Source organism: Planomonospora sp. ID67723, from assembly GCF_015711605.1.
In the GTDB taxonomy this organism is placed as follows: Bacteria; Actinomycetota; Actinomycetes; order Streptosporangiales; family Streptosporangiaceae; genus Planomonospora_A.
The window spans coordinates 113,722-130,750 of the sequence record NZ_JABTEZ010000005.1 but is presented as its reverse complement, the minus strand read 5'-3'; the positions used below and the strand labels follow the sequence as shown (position 1 = coordinate 130,750).

Below are 17,029 nucleotides of genomic sequence, written 5' to 3'. Positions count from 1 at the left end.
AATAGGAAACTTTCCTATGAATACGGGGGCCTAGCACTCTCTGACCTGGAGCGACCCTTGCGACGATTCACCCTCGGCTCGTTGATCGCAGCCGCCGCCCTGTTGGTCCCGCTGGGACTCGGCACGGCGGACGCCGCGACCCCTGCCACCGCCACCTACGCGACCTCCTCCGACTGGGGCTCCGGCTTCCAGGGCCAGGTCACCGTGAAGGCCGGCAGCACCGCACTGACGAGCTGGAAGGTCGAGTTCGACCTTCCGACGGGCACCTCCCTCTCGTCCTCGTGGGACGCCGACATGACCAAGAGCGGCAACCACTACACCTTCGTCAACAAGTCGTGGAACGGCGCCCTCGCCGCCGGGGCCTCGGTGAGCTTCGGCTTCGTCGGCGCACCCGGCGGCCTGAAGAGCCTGGCGAACTGCAAGCTCAACGGCGCCTCCTGCAGCGGCACGGGCACCCCCGACCCGACGCCCACGCCCACCCCGACCTCGACGGTGAAGCCGACGCCCACCCCCACACCCACCCCGACACCCACCGCCACGGCGACCCCCACCCCGACGCCGACCCCCACCCCGACCGTCGACCCCGACCCCTCGGGCAAGAAGGTCGTCGGCTACTTCACGAACTGGGGCGTCTACGGCCGCAACTTCCACGTGAAGAACCTGGTCAGCAACGGCTCGGCGGCCAAGCTGACCCACATCCTGTACGCGTTCGGCAACACCACCGGCGGCAAGTGCACCATCGGCGACGCCTACGCCGACTACGACAAGGCCTACACCGCCGACCAGAGCGTCGACGGCAAGGCCGACACCTGGGACCAGCCCCTGCGCGGCAACTTCAACCAGCTCCGCAAGCTGAAGAAGGCCTACCCGAACATCAAGGTCATCTGGTCCTTCGGCGGCTGGACCTGGTCCGGCGGCTTCACCCAGGCCGCGGCCAACCCGGCCGCGTTCGCCCAGTCCTGCTACGACCTGGTCGAGGACTCCCGCTGGGCCGACGTCTTCGACGGCATCGACATCGACTGGGAGTACCCCAACGCCTGCGGCCTGAGCTGTGACACCAGCGGCCCGGCCGCCTTCAAGAACCTGATCTCCGCGCTGCGCGCCAAGTTCGGCTCCAGCGCCCTGATCACCGCGGCCATCACCGCCGACGGCACCGACGGCGGCAAGATCGACGCCGCCGACTACGCCGGCGCGATCTCGAACCTCAACTGGCTCATGCCGATGACCTACGACTACTTCGGCGCCTGGGACGCGAAGGGCCCGACCGCTCCGCACTCGGCCCTCAGCTCCTACAGCGGCATCCCGAAGGCCGGCTTCTACTCCGACGCCGCCATCCAGAAGCTGAAGAGCAAGGGCGTCCCGGCGAGCAAGCTGCTGCTGGGCATCGGCTTCTACGGCCGCGGCTGGACCGGCGTGACCCAGGCCGCCCCGGGCGGCACCGCGACCGGCGCGGCCCCGGGCACCTACGAGGCCGGCATCGAGGACTACAAGGTCCTCAAGACCAAGTGCCCCGCCACCGGCACGGTCGGCGGCACCGCCTACGCCTTCTGCAACGGCCAGTGGTGGAGCTACGACACCCCGGCCACCATCGACAGCAAGATGGACTACGCCAAGAAGCAGGGCCTGGGCGGTGCCTTCTTCTGGGAGACCAGCGGCGACACGGCGAACGGTGAGCTGATCACCGCCATGGCCAACGGACTGAAGTAATATTTCCGACACTCGGCCCTCCGTGCGCGTCACGCCGCGGGGGGCCGAGCCGTGTCCGGAGGACGCACGGCTCCCGCGCCCTTCCGCATCGCGGGACGCGCCCTCCGCGCAGGCCGCGGGATCGGCCTCCTCCGCGTCCCGCGGGACGCGCCCTCCGCACGGGCCGAGCCGGACGCGGCACGCCCGGAGCCGAACATCCGCTGGGAAGATCCATTCAACCGGGGTGAGGGTATTCACCAAGCGGGATCGGCTATCTAGACTCCGAATCGCCCGTTTCATCCCCCGGAGGACGTGTGCGACTTCGAGCCCTCGCGGCCATGGCGATCGTGTTCACCATCATCCCGGCCGCGCCCGCGCTCGCCGAGGGCCCGCCCGCACCGCCTCCGGCGGCGGCCGAGAACCCGACCGCCGCCGAGAGTCCCGCGCCCGGCGCCGGGGACCCGCCTTCCGACGGGAACACTCCCCCCGCGGAGCACACGCCGAAGCTGGAGGACGGGCTCGCCTCCGACAAGGACGGGGCCCGTGTCATCGTCGAGGTGACCGCCCCGGCCGAGGCCGCCCCGGTGGCGGGCGAGGCGCAGGCCCTGCCGGACGCCGAGGTCGTCCTCCGGCCTCCGGGCACCTCCTTCATCGTGGTCGAGGCCACCGGCGAGTCCTTGGCCGCGCTGGCCGAGGACCCGCGCGTGGTCTCGGTACGGCGGGACCGCACCTACTCCCCCGCCGTGCTGGACTCCAGCCTCCGGGTGATCGGGGCCGACCGGGTCCACGACACCGCCGGGATCCGGGGCCAGGGCCGGACGATCGCCGTCATCGACACCGGGATCGACGCCGGTCACCCCGCCCTCGGTGGCAAGGTCGTACGGCAGGCGTGCTTCTCCGCCGCGGCCGAGGGGGTGCAGTCCCTGTGCCCGAACGGGGCGGAGGAGGACGCGTCGGCCGACGCCAACACGGACAGGTGCCGGCACAACGGCGCCAACCTGTGCGACCACGGCACCCACGTGGCGGGCATCGCGCACGCCGTCGCCCCCGGCGCCGACATCGTGGCGATCCAGGTCTTCAGCCGGGACGACGACTGCATGGGGACCGGCGAGGTCTGCCTGACCGCCTACGAGTCCTCCCTCCTGCTCGCCCTCGACCACGTCGCCGCGCTGAAGGCCTCCGTCCCCGGCCTGGTCGCGGTCAACCTCAGCCTCGGCGGCGGTCTCTCCGACGGCGCCTGCGACGACGTCCCCGAGCTCCGGGCGATGAAGGAGAAGGTCGAGGCCCTGCGCGCCGGAGGCGTGGCGGTGGTCGCCGCCGCCGGGAACGAGGCCTTCGCCGGCGCCGGGGCGCCCGGCTGCTTCTCCGGCGCGGTGACCGTCGGCGCGACCGGCGACGACGACCGCGTTCCCGGCTGGTCGAACCACGGCTCCGTGCTGGATCTGTTCGCCCCGGGCGTCGAGATCGACTCCGCGGTGCCGGGTGGCACGACCCAGGTCTACAGCGGCACCTCCATGTCGACCCCGCACGTCGCCGGCGCGTTCGCGCTGATGGCGGAGAAGTTCCCCGGTGAGACCCCGGACGCGCTCCTGGAGAGGCTCAGGGCCGCGGGCCGCCCGATCGTCTACGGCGGGATCACCACTCCCCGCCTCGACCTGGGCGTCGCGATCATCGGCGGGACGCCCCAGCCGGCGGTCACCCAGGAGCCCGCCCCCGGCGACGGCCCGGGGGACGACCCCGGGGAGGACCCGTCCGACGACCCGAGCCCGGACCCCAGCTCCGGCCCGCAGCCGACTCCCGGCCCGGAGGACACCCCGCCCCCGGCCGACCCGGCCCCGGTCCCGCTGCCCACGGTGACCGTCACGGTGACTGTGACCGCCACGCCCCCGGCCGCCGCTCCGGCCGTCTGCACCCGGGGCCGGGCGAAGCACACCCTGACCGCCGCGCAGTGGGCCGTGGAGGTCGCCCGGGGCAAGGGCGCGATCCCGGACGAGATGCTCGGCTGCTACCTGCGCCTGGTCTCCAAGGCCAGCGCGGTCTTCCCCGAGGTGACGCGCGCCTCCACCCTGGGCACGGCCTACCGGGTGCTCAAGCCCTCCGGGAAGGCGGCGAGGAGCGCGAGGGCCAAACTGGACGGCGAGCTGCTGGCCGCCTGGCTGAACTGGGCGAACGGCGCGGTCAACTTCACCGCGAAGGCCGGCGGGACGAGCACCGTCAAGGACGTCCTCACCTCCGCCGAGAAGAGGCGGCTGAAGGGCGCGTCCCTCTCCGGACCCGTCTCGACCCTACGAAAGTATCTGAACGCCCGCCGTACCGCATGAGTCCCGGATGCGTCGCTTAGGGTGAAAACCATGGACGCGACCAAGGTGATCACCGATACCGTCGACCGGATCCGGCAGCGGCGCAACGCCCCGCTGGTGCTCGAGCTCGATCTCACCGAGGGCCTGACCGACAAGCCGCCGACGGATCCGCTGGGCGCGATCCTGTCCATGCGCAAGTCGCGCCTGTCGGACGTGCTGTCCGGGCTGAAGCGCGCCAGGCAGGACAGCCGCGTCAAGGCGCTGGTCGTCAAGATCGGCACGAACCCGCTGGGCCTGGCGATGGTGCAGGAGCTGCGTCAGGCGGTGGTCCGCTTCCGGGCGGCGGGCAAGCTGACGGTGGTGTTCTCCGAGACGTTCGGCGAGTTCGGCGCGGGCACCGTCCCCTACTACCTGGCCAGCGCCTTCGAGCGGGTCTACCTCCAGCCCTCGGGCGACGTCGGGCTGACCGGCGTCTCGCTGGAGCAGCGTTTCGTCCGGGGCGCGCTCGGCAAGCTCGGCGTGGAGTACGAACTGGGCCAGCGCCACGAGTACAAGACCGCCGCCAACATGTTCACCCAGGACCGCATGACCGACGCGCACCGCGAGTCGGTGACCCGCCTGGCCGCCTCCGTCACCGAGCAGATCGTCGCGGGCATCGCCGACGGGCGCGGACTGGACCCGGCCAAGGTCCGCGAGCTGATCGACCAGGGCCCGTTCATCGGCTCCGAGGCGGTCGACGCGGGGCTGGTGGACCGGCTCGCCTACCGCGACGAGGTCTACGACGAGACCAAGCGCGCCGTCGGTGAGGACGCCCTGCTGCTCTACGTCGCCCGCTACCACCGGAACGGCCTGGCGAGGAAGCTCCCGCACCCCGGCGAGCAGGTCGTGGCGCTGGTCCAGGGCAGCGGCCCGATCAAGCTCGGCCGGAGCGGGCGCAGCCCGCTCGGCGGCGGCGGCGCGATCGGTTCCGACACGATCTGCGCCGCCCTGCGCGCGGCCCGCCGCGACGACCACGTGAAGGCGGTCGTGTTCCGGGTGGACAGCCCCGGCGGCTCCTACGTCGCCTCCGACGCCATCTGGCGCGAGGTCGTGCTGACCCGCGAGGCCGGCAAGCCGGTCATCGTCTCGATGGGCGACCTGGCCGCCTCCGGCGGCTACTTCGTCTCGATGGCCGCCGACGTGATCATGGCGCAGCCGGGCACGCTCACCGGCTCCATCGGCGTGTTCGGCGGCAAGCCCGTCATCGGCGAGCTGCTGGACCGGATCGGCGTGACCTCCGAGACCGTGGGCGAGGGCGCCAACGCGGCGATGTTCTCCACCGCGCACGGCTTCTCCGAGGCCCAGTGGGCGCGGGTCAACGCCTGGCTCGACCGGATCTACGACGACTTCGTCGGCAAGGCGGCCCAGGGCCGCGGCCTGACCCGCGAGCGCGCCCACGAGCTGGCCAGGGGCCGGGTCTGGACCGGCTCCGACGCCCGCGAGGGCGGGCTGGTCGACGAGCTCGGCGGGCTGGAGGACGCCCTCGCCCTGGCCCGCAAGCGCGCCGGGCTCTCCACTGACGCGCCGGTGCGGACCTACCCCAAGCTGCACCCGCTGGAGCGCCTGCGCCCGCCGGAGTCCAGCGAGGACAGGGCCGCCGCGCTGGCCCGGGTCCGGGTGGAGGCCTGGGGCCCGCTCGCCGGTCTCGCCGGCGAACTCGGCCTGCCGTCGTACGGCCCGCTCATCCTCCCCGGGACCTGGACGATCCGCTAGCCGCGATCGCGGAGATCGGATCCGGGACGGCACGGGCGGACGACCCCGCGACGGGTGGGGGCCTTCGGGCCGGTGCGGATCGCGACGTCCGCGCCGGGGCCTGATGGGGAGGCCCGACGGGCACCCTGTGCCCCGGCCGTCAGCCGACGGGGCGGTAGCGTCCGCGGAGCCGTACGAGCGGGGCGGCCGACGCGTCGACGTAGTCGACGGCCAGGAGCTGGGCGATGTAGAGGGTGTGGTCCCCCGCGGGGACGACCTGGGCGGTCTCCGCCTCCAGGGCGGTGACGCCGCCCTCCACGACGAGTGCCTCGCTCAGCCTGCCCCGGTGGTGCGGGGTGCCGGCGAGCAGCAGGCGGGCTCCGGGGCGGCCGGGGGTGGCGAAACGGCTGGCGATCGCCTTCTGCCCGGCCGACAGCACGCTCACCGCCCAGCGGTCCCGGCGCAGCAGCAGCTCGTTGAGGTAGCCGCTGCCGGCCAGGCTGACCATCACCAGGGGCGGATCGAGGGAGAGGGAGGCGAAGGTGGTCACGGTCGTGCCCACGTCGTCGCGCCCGTCCTGCACGGTCACGACCGAGACCGCCCCGGCGACCTGCGCCATCGCCTCCGTGAACTCGCTCATCCCCGCCTCCTCACGCCGCACCACTCTAGACAGGGGTGGAGGCCTCCTCGCGGGAGCCCTCCACCGAGCCGGGCGGCGGGCCCCGGTCAGCCGCGGATCCGGTCCGCGGGCCTGCCCAGCAGCGCGGCGCGGGCGGGCAGCAGCGTGGCGGCCAGCGCCAGGCCCAGCGTCGCGGCCACCATGACCGCGCAGGTCACCGGGGGTACGTGGGGAAGCAGCGAGCCCGTCACACCGTAGCCGAGCGCCATCAGCGTCGGCGCGGTGATCATCGCGCCCGTGGTCACCGCGATGCCGCCGATCAGCAGCGCCTCCCAGCGGATCATGCCGAGCACCTGCCGCCGGGTGCCGCCGACCAGGCGCAGCAGGGCGAGCTCCCGCACCCGCGCTCCGGTCGCCATGACCAGCGTGTTGACCACCGCGATGACGGTGAACCCGATGATCATGCCGAGTGCCAGGAAGTTGACCCATTCGCCCAGCTCTCGTTCCGCCTCCCGCCGGGCCGAGGCCCCGGCCCGGTCGGTGACCTCCAGGCCCGGCGCCAGCGCGGCCAGCTGCTCCCGCAGGTCCCCCGCGCCCGGGGCGGCCGTGACGAGCAGTCTGCCGGTCATGCCCGCCGCCGAATGCTCGCGTACCAGCCCGTGCGGGAGGACGACGTCGCCGAAGCCCAGGCCCCGGCCGTAGACGGCCACGACCGTCGGCGTGATCCGGGTGCCGTCGCCCAGGTGCAGCCGCACCTTCCCGCCGAGCGAGACGCCGAAGGAGTCCGCGGCGAACGTGCTCAGCGCCACGCCGTCCCCGCCCAGCCGGTCCAGCGAGCCCGCCCGGACGTCCAGGTCGACGCCGTGCAGCGGCGTGGTCACCCCCATCGCGGCGAGCGGGCTCGGCGTACGCTCGCCGAACTCCTGCACGGCGCCGACCACCTGCGTGTCGATGACCTCGGTCGTGCCGGTCACCCCGGCGATCTCCCGGGCCGCGCGCGCCACCTGCGGGGGCAGTCCGGGGCCGGTGGACGCCAGCACGTAGTCCGCGCGGGCGCCCTCCTCCGCCTGCCGGGCGGCCGCGTGGCCAACGGTCGTCTGGGTGAAGAGGGTCGTCGCGGCGAACGCGAACATCAGCACGAGAGGGCTGACCACGGACGCCAGCCGCTTGGCCCCGGCCCGGGTGGCGGCCACGGCGAGGTAGCCGCCCACCCCGGAGAGGCGGCCGATCGCGCCGCCGACGAGCAGGACGGCCAGCCGGACCAGCCACGGTCCCAGCAGCGCGGCGGCCACCACGAGCAGGAGCACGATCCCGCCCGCGCTCGCGGCCGCCGCCGGACCGGTCAGGACCATGGACAGGACGGTGACCGCCCCGCCCAGGACGAGGAAGACCAGGCCGGTGACCATCCGGGTGCGGCCCAGCTCGCGCCGTTCCAGTGCGGCCTCGCCCAGCGCCTCGGTGGGCCGGATCCGCGCCGCCCGCCGTACGGCGCCGCGGGCCGCCAGCCAGGCGGTCCCGGCCCCGGCCGCCACGGCGGCCAGCATCGGCGCCGGACCTGCGGTGAGAGTCAAGGCGTCCGGGAACATCCCCCGGGCCGCGAACTCGCCGAACAGCCAGTGGCCCAGGGCGACGCCCGGCGGCACGCCCAGCGCGCTCGCCACCAGCCCGAGCAGCAGCGCCTCCCCGCCGATCAGCGCCCGCACCTGCCGGGGCGTCGCACCGACCGCCCGCAGCAGCGCGATCTCCCGTTCCCGCTGCCGGACGGCGAGCCCGAAGGTCGCCGCGACCACGAAGATCGCAATCATTACGGCGAGGCCGCCGAAGCTCCCGCCGAACTGCACGAGCGTCTCGCGGCCGGTCAGCGCCCGGAGGTCCTCGGCGAACCCCCGCTCGTCACCGGCGTAGGCCACCACGCCCGGTCTCGGGGACGCCTCGCCCCGCGAGACCGAGATTCTCGCCGCCGACGCCTCGGAGGCGCCCAGCGCCGCGCCGACCCGGTCCTTCAGCCGTTCCGGATCGCCCGGCCCGATCACCCCGAAGGCGGAGACCCGGCCAGGACGGGCGAACAGCTCCCCGGCCCGGCCGGCGGTGAAGAACACCGCGGACTGCCGGGCCAGACCGGGCCCGGCGATCCCGGTCACCGTGTACCGCCGGACGCCGTCCCGGCCGAGGACCCGGACGCTCTGCCCGGCCTCCAGTCCCGCCCGCCCGGCCAGGTCGGCGTCGACGACGATCTCCCCGGGCGCGGCGGGCGCCCGTCCCGCGCTCAGGGTGTACGGCGTGAGCACCGCGGACTCCCAGGCATGGCCGAGGGTGCGTCCTGCAGCGCCCGCGACGGGGCGACCGTCCTCCCCCACCAGCGAGACGGGGAAGGTGAGCTCGGGCACGACCCGCCGCACGCCCGGCACCTCGCCGATCTCGCCGGCCAGCGCGGCCGGGACCGTGACGGGCTCGGAGAGCCGGGCGCTCTCGACGGTCGCGGCCTCGGAGTCCTTCTCGACGATGGAGGTCCACTGCTGCCCGGCCACCACGACCGGGGCGGCGGCGTAGCGCTCGGGCCGCACCTGCGCGCGCAGGCCGCTCTCCATGAGCAGCCCGCACGCGGTGACCAGGACCGAGGCGAACAGCAGCGCGACGAACGCCCCGGTGAGCGAGGCGCCCCTGCCGCGCAGGGTGGTCAGGGCGAGCCTCAGCACGGCACGGCCCCGGCCAGAGCCGCCATCCGGCGCCCGATCGTGTCCGCGTCGGCGGACCGCACCTCGTCCGCCAGGACCCCGTCGGCAAGGAACAGCACCCGGTCGGCGTAGGCCGCGGCCACCGGGTCGTGGGTCACCATCACCACGGTCTGGCCCGTCGTGTCCACCACCTGGCGCAGCAGGCCGAGCACCTCGGCGGCGGTGCAGGTGTCCAGCGCGCCGGTCGGCTCGTCGGCGAAGACCACCTCGGGCCGGGTGATCAGGGCGCGGGCGATCGCCACCCGCTGCTGCTGGCCGCCGGAGAGCTGGGAGGGCCGGTGGCCCGTGCGGTCCCGGAGCCCGACGCGGGCGACGACCTCCTGCAGCCACGCGCGGTCCGGGCGCAGACCCGCCAGCCGGAGCGGCAGCGTGATGTTCTCCGTCACGTCGAGCGCGGCGACCAGGTTGAAGGCCTGGAAGACGAACCCGGCTTTCGACCGCCGCAGCTCGGTCAGCCGGGTCTCGTTCAGCCGCGACAGCTCGGTGTCGCCCAGATGGACCGTTCCCGAGGTCGGCGTGTCCAGACCTGCGGCGCAGTGCAGGAATGTGCTCTTGCCCGACCCCGACGGCCCCATCACGGCGGTGAACCCGCCTCGGGGCAGGCCGACCGTCACCCCGCGCAGGGCGTGCACCTGCCCCGCTCCCCGTCCGTACGTCTTCGTCACCGCGTCCAGGCGCACTGCGTGCGTCACCTTCGGTCCCCGTTCCGACTCACTCCGGCTGTGGCGCCGCGGGGGCGTCCGGAGCGGCTCGTCCGCCGCGCCGGTCGCCGTCCCCCGCGGACGTGATCTCGGTAAGACCGTATTGACGGGTGATCTCCGCCGGCAGCAGGCAGCCCACCGGATCGGTGGTGGTGCAGGCCCTACCGGCGGGTGTGGGAGCGGGGCGGCCTCCGGACACGGGGAAGGGCCCCCGCCCTGGCGGGGACCCTTCCCGTACGTCCCGTCGATTCCCGTACGTCCCGGTGATCCTGCGCGCAGGCGGGTCACCGTACGGCTCCGCGGGCTACAGCAGGCCGCTCGTGGTCAGCCAGTCCTTGGCCACCGCGTCGGCGTCCTCCTTGTCGACCGCGACGCGCTTCATCAGCGCCACGAGGCCTGCGGTGTCGAGCTTGGCGGAGACCGCGTTCAGCGTGGTCCTGACGGTGTCGTTCACGCCGGCCTTGTTCACCAGCGGCGTGATGTTCTCGGCGGCGAAGGCGCTCTTGGTGTCCTGCAGGGAGACCAGGTCGTTCACCACGATCTTGGGGTCGGTGGTGAAGACGTTGCCGACCTGGACGGTGCCGTCCTTGATGGCGTCGGCGGTGGCGTCACCGGTCTTCTTCCACTCCTTGAACTCCAGGCCGTAGGTGTCCTTGAAGTTCTGCTCCTGGCGGGACTGGAACTCCGGAGGGCCGCCGATCACGTAGTTCTTGGAGACCTTGACCAGGTCCTCGATCGTGGTCAGGCCGTCCTTCTCGGCGGTGGCCTTGGTGACGGTCAGCGAGTTGTTGTCCTCGGCCGCGGAGGGCTCCAGGATCTCCAGCTCGGCCGGGAGCTTCTCCTTCAGCGCGGCGACGACCTCCTCCTTGCTCTTCGCCGTCGCCTCCTTGTCGACGTAGGCCAGCAACGAGCCGACGTACTCCGGCAGGATCGTCAGGCCGCCGCTCTTGACCTGGTCGTAGAGGACCTCGCGGCTGCCGATGTTGAGCTTCTCCTCGACCTCCACGCCCTTGGCCGCCAGCGCCTGGGAGTAGATCTCGGCCAGCAGGACGTTCTCCGGGAAGTTGGCCGAGCCGATGACGACCTTCCCCCCGGAGGCGGGCGCGGACGCGGAGCCGGAGCCCGCCGGGCTCGCCGACGCGCTGGTGAGCGGATCTCCGCCACCGCACGCGCTGAGAGTGAGCATCGCGGACAGGACGACCGCCGCGGTGCCGAACAAGCGCTTCATCGTGCTTTCCCTTCTAAAACGGGGGGTAATATATAGTTTATCGGATCTTCTGTCGCCCGCTCACCCCCGGGGAGACGAGAACCCTCTGCAGGAGGCCGAACAGCCCCTGAACCGTCAGGGCCAGCAGCGCCACGAGCACGGCGCCGCCGACCGCCAGCGGGTACCGCTGGGTCGCGAGGCCGTCGATGATGTAGCGGCCGAGACCGCCCAGCCCCACGTAGGCGGCCACGGTCGCGGTCGCCACCACCTGGATCGCGGCGGTGCGCAGGCCGAGCAGGATCAGCGGGAGCGCGACCGGCACCAGCACCCGGCCGAGGACCTGGCCGCCGCGCAGGCCCATGCCGTACGCCGCGTCGCGCAGGTCCGGGTCCACGCCCCGGACGCCCTCGTAGGTGTTGACCAGGATCGGCGGTACGGCCAGCGCGACCAGGGGGATCAGCACCGGGGCGATCGTGCCGACGCCCATCAGCAGCACGATGAGCACGAGCAGGCCCAGCGTCGGCAGGGCGCGGGCCGCGTTGGCGCTCAGCACCACCAGCAGCGCGCCCCGGCCGGTGTGCCCGATCCAGAGCCCGAGCGGCACCGCGACCAGCATGGCCAGCAGCAGGGAGAGCCCGGCGAACTCCAGGTGCTCGGCGAACCTGACCGGGATGCCGTCCGGCCCCGACCAGCTTGCCGGGTCCCCGAAGAACTCGATCAGCCAGTTCACGCGGCCCCCCTCCGCCCCGACCGTGCCGCCGTCCGAGCGCTCGCCCAGGGCGTCAGCCACCTCTGCGCCAGGACCAGCAGCAGGTCGGCGGCCCCCGCCAGGAGCACGACCAGCACGATGCCGACGACGATCGGGGTGGGGAACTGCCGCTGCCAGCCGTCGATGAACAGGTAGCCGAGCCCGCCCCTGCCGACCAGCGCGCCCACGCTGACCAGGCTGACGCTGGAGACCGTCGCCACCCGGAGCCCGGCGAGCACGACCGGGACCGCGATCGGCAGCTCGACCGCGAGCAGTCTCCGCAGCGGGGTGAAACCCATCGCCACGGCGGACTGCCGGACGTGGTCGGGGACCGAGGCCAGCCCGTCCACGACCGCCGGGATCAGCACGGCCATCGCGTAGAAGACGAGCGGCACCATGACGGTCGTCCGGGTGGCCAGGCCGGTGATCGGGATCAGCACGATGAAGACGGCCAGCGAGGGCAGCGAGTAGACCACGTTCATCACGCCGACGGCGGGCTGGTAGAACCAGCGCCAGCGGGCCCCCGCCAGCCCGAGCGGAAGCGCGACGAGCAGCCCGACGACGACCGGTACCAGCGCCATGACGACGTTGTCCGCCACCAGCTCGAGGATCTCCGGCCAGTTGCGCCCGATCCAGTCCCAGCGGACCAGCGGTTCCTCAGCCACGAACGCCCTCCATGCCCGGGATCGGCCGCCCCTCACCCGCGCACGCCCTCCGCCGGACCGGCGTGCCCTCAGCCACGAGCGCCCTCCGCGGCCCGGGCCAGTGCCGCGTCCAGCTCCTGGCGGGTCACCACGCCCTCGACCCGGCCGGAGCCGTCCACCGCGACCGCGTTCCCCGACGGGGAGAGCAGCGCCGCGTCCAGCGCGGAGCGCAGTGAGTCGCGCCCCCTGACGAACGCCCCGTACGGCGCCGCCGGCACGCCGGCCAGCGTCCCGGAGTCCGGCAGGTCCTCGCGGGCGACCCAGCCCAGCGGGCGGCCGTCGGCGTCCACCACGACCAGCCAGGGCTCCGCCGTACCGCGCGCCGAGGCGGCTTCGGCGGAGGCCGGCACGGTCAGGTCGGTGCGCAGGCGCAGGCCGTCGCCAGGGATGAACGACAGCCGCCGGATGCCCCGGTCGCGGCCGAGGAACTCGCGGACGAAGTCGTCGGCGGGATCGGCCAGCAGCTCCGCCGGGGCGGCCAGCTGCGCCAGGCGCCCGCCGACACGGAGCACGGCCACCCGGTCGCCGAGCTTGATCGCCTCGTCGATGTCGTGGGTGACGAACACGATGGTCTTGTTGAGCTCGGCCTGCAGGCGGAGCAGCTCGTCCTGGAGGCTCGCCCGCACGATCGGGTCCACCGCGCTGAACGGCTCGTCCATCAGCAGCACCGGCGGATCCGCGGCGAGCGCGCGGGCCACGCCGACGCGCTGCTGCTGGCCGCCGGAGAGCTGGAAGGGATAGCGGCCGGCGAGCTTGGGGTCGAGCCCGACCCGCTCCAGCAGCTCCATGGCGCGGGCCCTGGCCTTCCTCCGGTCCCAGCCGAGCAGGTACGGCACCGTCGCCACGTTGTCGACGATCTTCCGGTGCGGGAAGAGCCCGGCCTGCTGGATGACGTAGCCGATGCCGCGCCGCAGGGTCGGCGGGTCGATGGTCCGCACGTCCACCCCGTCGAGCAGGATCCGCCCGCCGGTGGCGTCGATCATCCTGTTGATCATGCGGAGCGACGTGGTCTTGCCGCAGCCCGACGGGCCCACGAAGACGGTGATCTCCCCGCTGGGCGCCTGGAGGCTGAGGCCGTCCACGGCGACGGTCCCGTCGGGATACCGCTTGGTGACGTCGTCAAATGTGATCATGCGCAACCCCTGGTCTCCGGCAGGGGCGCGGCCCCCCTGCCACAACCGCCCCATGATCCCTCGCGGACCAGACTACGGCGGCTGGTCCCGATCTGTCCCATCGCCCCCGCTCAAACCTGTTCGACATCAAATAGGCATCCAATAGTGCGCTGGGCCTCCCTGACTTGGCATCATTGCCCATATCGTGGACTCGGCCCCTCCCCCGTCGCACGCGCCACACGCATCACACCCCGCCACGCCCCCAGATCCGCCCGAATCCGACAGGAACCGGTCCCGCCGTGACCCAACCGCTCCTCGGTCAGCGATCACGCAGCGAGTTGATCGCCGAGCTCTACGACCGCCACGCCGCCGGTCTGTTCGCCTACTGTCACGACCAGCTCGGCGACCCCGGTACGGCCGGCGCCACCCTGGCGGCCGTGCTCAACGCCGTCTCCTCCACCGAGCCCCCGCGCGCGGCGCTGTACGCGCTGGCCCGCCGCGAGCTGCTGCGGCGCGACGTCGTCTACTCCCCGCCCTCCTCCGGCGCCGACCCGGTGGCCGCGTTCGTCGAGCGGGTCCTGCGCGACCTGCGCCCGCACCAGCGTGAGGTGCTGTTCCTGTCCGGCGTCTGCGAGATGGACACCGTCGAGATGTCCTGGGTGCTCGACGTGGCCGCCGACACCGCCGACGAGCTGACCGTGAGCGCCTGCCGGCGTTTCGCCCAGTCGCTGACCCTGGCCCTGGCCTCGGCACGGGTCCCGCTCCACCTGCAGGACGTGTTCGGCGCCCTCGCCGTCGCCCCGATCCGCGACGTGCTCGCCCGCGCCCCCTGGGCCACCCCGCCCGCCGCCCTGCGCGGCGCCGTCCTCGGCCCCTCCGCCCCGGGTACGGCTCCCGCCTCCCGGAGCGTCTCCCCCTCAGCGTCTCCCGCCTCGTCCGCGGCCGGGTCCCTCGCCCGCTCCCTGCGACCGCTCTGGCCGACCACCGCCACGTGGCCGCAGCCGCTCGCCGAGCCGGACGCGCCGACCGGGCCGGTCGGCACGGATGTCTTCTCCCCTCCGGACCAAGACACCGTCTCCGCCCACGAGGCCACCACCGAGCCGATGCCCAAGCTGCGCGACTCGGTCCTGACCGCTCTCGACGACGCGGCCCTCCAGTCCCCCCGCCCCCGGCCGCGGCGCCCCCGAAGGCCCCAGCCCCGCGTGGCGATGCCGTTGTCCGCCCCCATCCCGGCGGACATCCTGGAGAGCAACCCGCCCCGCCTGGACTACCCCGTCCCGGGCGAGCTGTTCCGCCCGCTCGCCCCGGAGACCCGGGCCGCGCTGGCCTACACCGACAAGCTGGTCGCCTCCGCGCCGCGCGAGGCTCCCGGCGAGGCCGCATCCGGGATCTCGCGGGAGCCCGAGGTCTCGCGGGAGATCGTGGAGGTCATCGCCCGCGAGGAGAGCGGTGACCCGGTGGGCGGCGGGGTGCGACACCGGCACAGGCCGGTCAAACCGATCAAGCGCGGCGAGCACCACTACGACTGGGCGTGGGAGCTGGCCGGCTTCCTCATCTGTCTCGCGATCGCGATGATCGTCTTCTTCGCCGTCCCGACCATCGTCACCCCCTGACGTCCTCCCGCCGGGGGGCGGGGCTCCTCCCGCGGGCGGCCGGTGCGGGGACGCCGGCATCGGGTCCGCACGCGTATAACGGTCTCCTGTGACCTCCCCGTGTTTCCCCGTGCTGTGCAATCATGAGCGTGAAGGGCTCAGGGCTACCAGGCGGCCGCGGAGCGGGGTCAGGGCGGCGCCTTCACGGGCGCGCGGCAGGGGCGGAAGAAGATGGGACCGATCGATTCCGGCGAGCTCGGCATCTTCTCAGCGAGCGTGGGGCTGCGCGGAGACGTCGTCATCGTCCGTCTCTCCGGCGAGCTCGACATGTCGACCGCTCCCCGGTTGAGCCTCCAGATCTCGGAGGCGACCAGGCTCATCTCCCCGCCCCGGCTCGTGATCGACGTCCAGCACCTCGAGTTCTGCGACTCCTCCGGGCTGAACCTGATGGTCAAGACGGTCCACGAGGTGGAGCGCGCCGGAGGCCGCCTGCTCCTCAGCGGGGTCCGCGAGCGCTTCGCCCGGCTCCTGCGGGTGACGGGACTGGGCAGGACGCTCCAGGCGCATCCCACGATCGAGACCGCCGTGGCGGAGCTCGAAGGCGTCGTCCGCTGAGCCACCGGCCGGCGCCGGGAGACGGCGCCCGCCGCGCCCGGCTGCGTCCCGGCGGCTCAGTCGGCCGACAGGATCAGGCCGCTGGTCGGAACGCCGGTCCCGGCGGTGACGAGGACGTTGCGCACGTCCGCGACCTGGTTGGCGGAGGTTCCCCGGACCTGGCGGACGGCCTCGGCGATGCCGTTCATGCCGTGGATGTAGGCCTCGCCGAGCTGCCCGCCGTGCGGGTTGACCGGGAGGCGCCCGCCGATCTCGATCCCTCCGCCGGCGACGTAGTCGCGCGCCTCACCGCGCCCGCAGAAACCGAGCTCCTCCAGCTGGGTGAGGACGAACGGGGTGAAGTGGTCGTAGAGGATGGCGGTCTGCACGTCCGACGGGCCGAGACCGGCCTGCTCCCAGAGGCGGCGGCCGACGACGCCCATCTCCGGCAGGCCGGTCATGTCGTCGCGGTAGTAGCTGGTCATCATCATCTGGCCGGCACCGGAGCCCTGGGCCGCGGCCCGGATCACCGCGGGCGAGCGGCGCAGGTCACGGGCCCGCTCGGCCGAGGTGACCACCAAGGCGACCGCGCCGTCGCTCTCCTGGCAGCAGTCGAGCAGGTGCAGCGGCTCCACGATCCACTTCGACGCCTGGTGCTCCTCCAGAGTGATCGGCCGCCGGTGGAACCAGGCGGCCGGGTTGGTGGCGGCGTGCCGCCGCATGGCCACGGCGACCCGGCCGAAGTCCTCCGAGGTCGCGCCGTAGGCGTGCATGTACCGGCGGGCGAACATGGCGACCCAGGCGGCCGGGGTCATGAGGCCGTACGGCACGTGCCAGCTCATCTCCAGCCCTTGGGACGACGGCTCGCCGCCGAGCCGGGCGTCGGGCTGCCCGAACCTGCGGCCGGACCGCTCGTTGAAGGCGCGGTAGCAGACCACGGCCTCGGCGACCCCGGTGGCCACCGCCATGGCGGCGTGCAGCACCGTGCCGCAGGCCGCGCCGCCGCCGTAGTGCACACGGGAGAAGAACGACAGCTCGCCGATGCCCACCTCGCGGGCGACGGCGATCTCCTGGTTGACGTCCTGGGTGTAGGTGACCATGCCGTCCACGTCGGACGGGCTCAGTCCCGCGTCGTCCAGCGCGGCGAAGACCGCCTCGGCGGCGAGCTGCAGCTCGGACCGGCCGGACTGTTTGGAGAACTCGGTCGCACCGATGCCGGCGACGGCCGTACGGCCGGAAAGAGAAGACACGTGCGGAACCTCTCGCGTGAAGTGCGGGACGACGGGCGGGTGGGCGGCCG

Annotated in this window: 13 protein-coding genes; 5 read left to right on the top strand and 8 right to left on the bottom strand. The window is 73.4% G+C overall.

From position 1 onward, the window contains the following. Window positions 1-57 precede the first annotated feature (57 nt). The 3 genes from HS041_RS31470 to sppA all read left to right on the top strand — a co-directional run bounded on the left by HS041_RS31470 (window position 58) and on the right by sppA (window position 5,738). Window positions 58-1,707: a glycosyl hydrolase family 18 protein gene (locus HS041_RS31470; protein WP_196444504.1), complete on the top strand. Its 1,650-nt coding sequence runs from the start codon at window positions 58-60 to the stop codon at window positions 1,705-1,707. Window positions 1,708-2,000: 293 nt separating this feature from the next. Continuing rightward, window positions 2,001-4,007, top strand: a complete 2,007-nt coding sequence (locus HS041_RS31465; protein WP_196444503.1) for a S8 family peptidase — start codon at window positions 2,001-2,003, stop codon at window positions 4,005-4,007. 30 nt (window positions 4,008-4,037) lie between these two features. Next, window positions 4,038-5,738 (top strand): signal peptide peptidase SppA, encoded by a 1,701-nt coding sequence (gene sppA / locus HS041_RS31460; RefSeq protein ID WP_196444502.1) that lies wholly within the window; start codon window positions 4,038-4,040, stop codon window positions 5,736-5,738. Between the two features lie 139 nt (window positions 5,739-5,877). On the opposite strand, the gene HS041_RS31455 is transcribed toward sppA, so the two are convergent. The 7 genes from HS041_RS31455 to HS041_RS31425 all read right to left on the bottom strand — a co-directional run bounded on the left by HS041_RS31455 (window position 5,878) and on the right by HS041_RS31425 (window position 13,564). Beyond that, window positions 5,878-6,357: a flavin reductase family protein gene (locus HS041_RS31455; RefSeq protein ID WP_196444501.1), complete on the bottom strand. Its 480-nt coding sequence runs from the start codon at window positions 6,355-6,357 to the stop codon at window positions 5,878-5,880. Between the two features lie 86 nt (window positions 6,358-6,443). After that, window positions 6,444-9,032 carry an FtsX-like permease family protein gene (locus HS041_RS31450; RefSeq protein WP_196444500.1) on the bottom strand — a complete coding sequence of 863 codons (2,589 nt, stop codon included), beginning with the start codon at window positions 9,030-9,032 and terminating at the stop codon, window positions 6,444-6,446. Next, complete coding sequence (locus HS041_RS31445; protein WP_196444499.1) at window positions 9,026-9,763, bottom strand: ABC transporter ATP-binding protein; 738 nt, start codon at window positions 9,761-9,763, stop codon at window positions 9,026-9,028. The genes HS041_RS31450 and HS041_RS31445 overlap by 7 nt, the downstream gene beginning before the upstream one ends. A 313-nt stretch (window positions 9,764-10,076) precedes the next feature. Then, window positions 10,077-11,000, bottom strand: coding sequence for an ABC transporter substrate-binding protein (locus HS041_RS31440; protein ID WP_196444498.1), 924 nt, complete (start codon window positions 10,998-11,000; stop codon window positions 10,077-10,079). 37 nt (window positions 11,001-11,037) lie between these two features. Further along, complete coding sequence (locus HS041_RS31435) at window positions 11,038-11,709, bottom strand: ABC transporter permease (RefSeq protein WP_196444497.1); 672 nt, start codon at window positions 11,707-11,709, stop codon at window positions 11,038-11,040. Then, a complete protein-coding gene (locus HS041_RS31430; RefSeq protein ID WP_196444496.1) occupies window positions 11,706-12,392 on the bottom strand; it encodes an ABC transporter permease in 687 nt (228 codons plus the stop codon). The genes HS041_RS31435 and HS041_RS31430 overlap by 4 nt, the downstream gene beginning before the upstream one ends. 68 nt (window positions 12,393-12,460) lie before the next feature. Further along, on the bottom strand, window positions 12,461-13,564 hold the full coding sequence (locus HS041_RS31425; protein WP_196444495.1) for an ABC transporter ATP-binding protein: 1,104 nt from the start codon (window positions 13,562-13,564) through the stop codon (window positions 12,461-12,463). A 278-nt stretch (window positions 13,565-13,842) separates the two neighbouring features. On the opposite strand from HS041_RS31425, the gene HS041_RS31420 reads away from it, so the two are divergent. Both HS041_RS31420 and HS041_RS31415 read left to right on the top strand, forming a co-directional pair. Then, window positions 13,843-15,156 (top strand): RNA polymerase sigma factor, encoded by a 1,314-nt coding sequence (locus tag HS041_RS31420; protein WP_196444494.1) that lies wholly within the window; start codon window positions 13,843-13,845, stop codon window positions 15,154-15,156. 210 nt (window positions 15,157-15,366) lie between these two features. Next, window positions 15,367-15,750, top strand: a complete 384-nt coding sequence (locus HS041_RS31415; protein ID WP_196444493.1) for an anti-sigma factor antagonist — start codon at window positions 15,367-15,369, stop codon at window positions 15,748-15,750. Window positions 15,751-15,806: 56 nt separating this feature from the next. Here the strand turns inward: HS041_RS31415 and HS041_RS31410 are convergent, their stop codons facing one another. Continuing rightward, entirely contained in the window at window positions 15,807-16,979 is a 1,173-nt protein-coding gene (locus HS041_RS31410; RefSeq protein ID WP_196444492.1) for a lipid-transfer protein, read from the bottom strand. Window positions 16,980-17,029 lie beyond the last annotated feature (50 nt).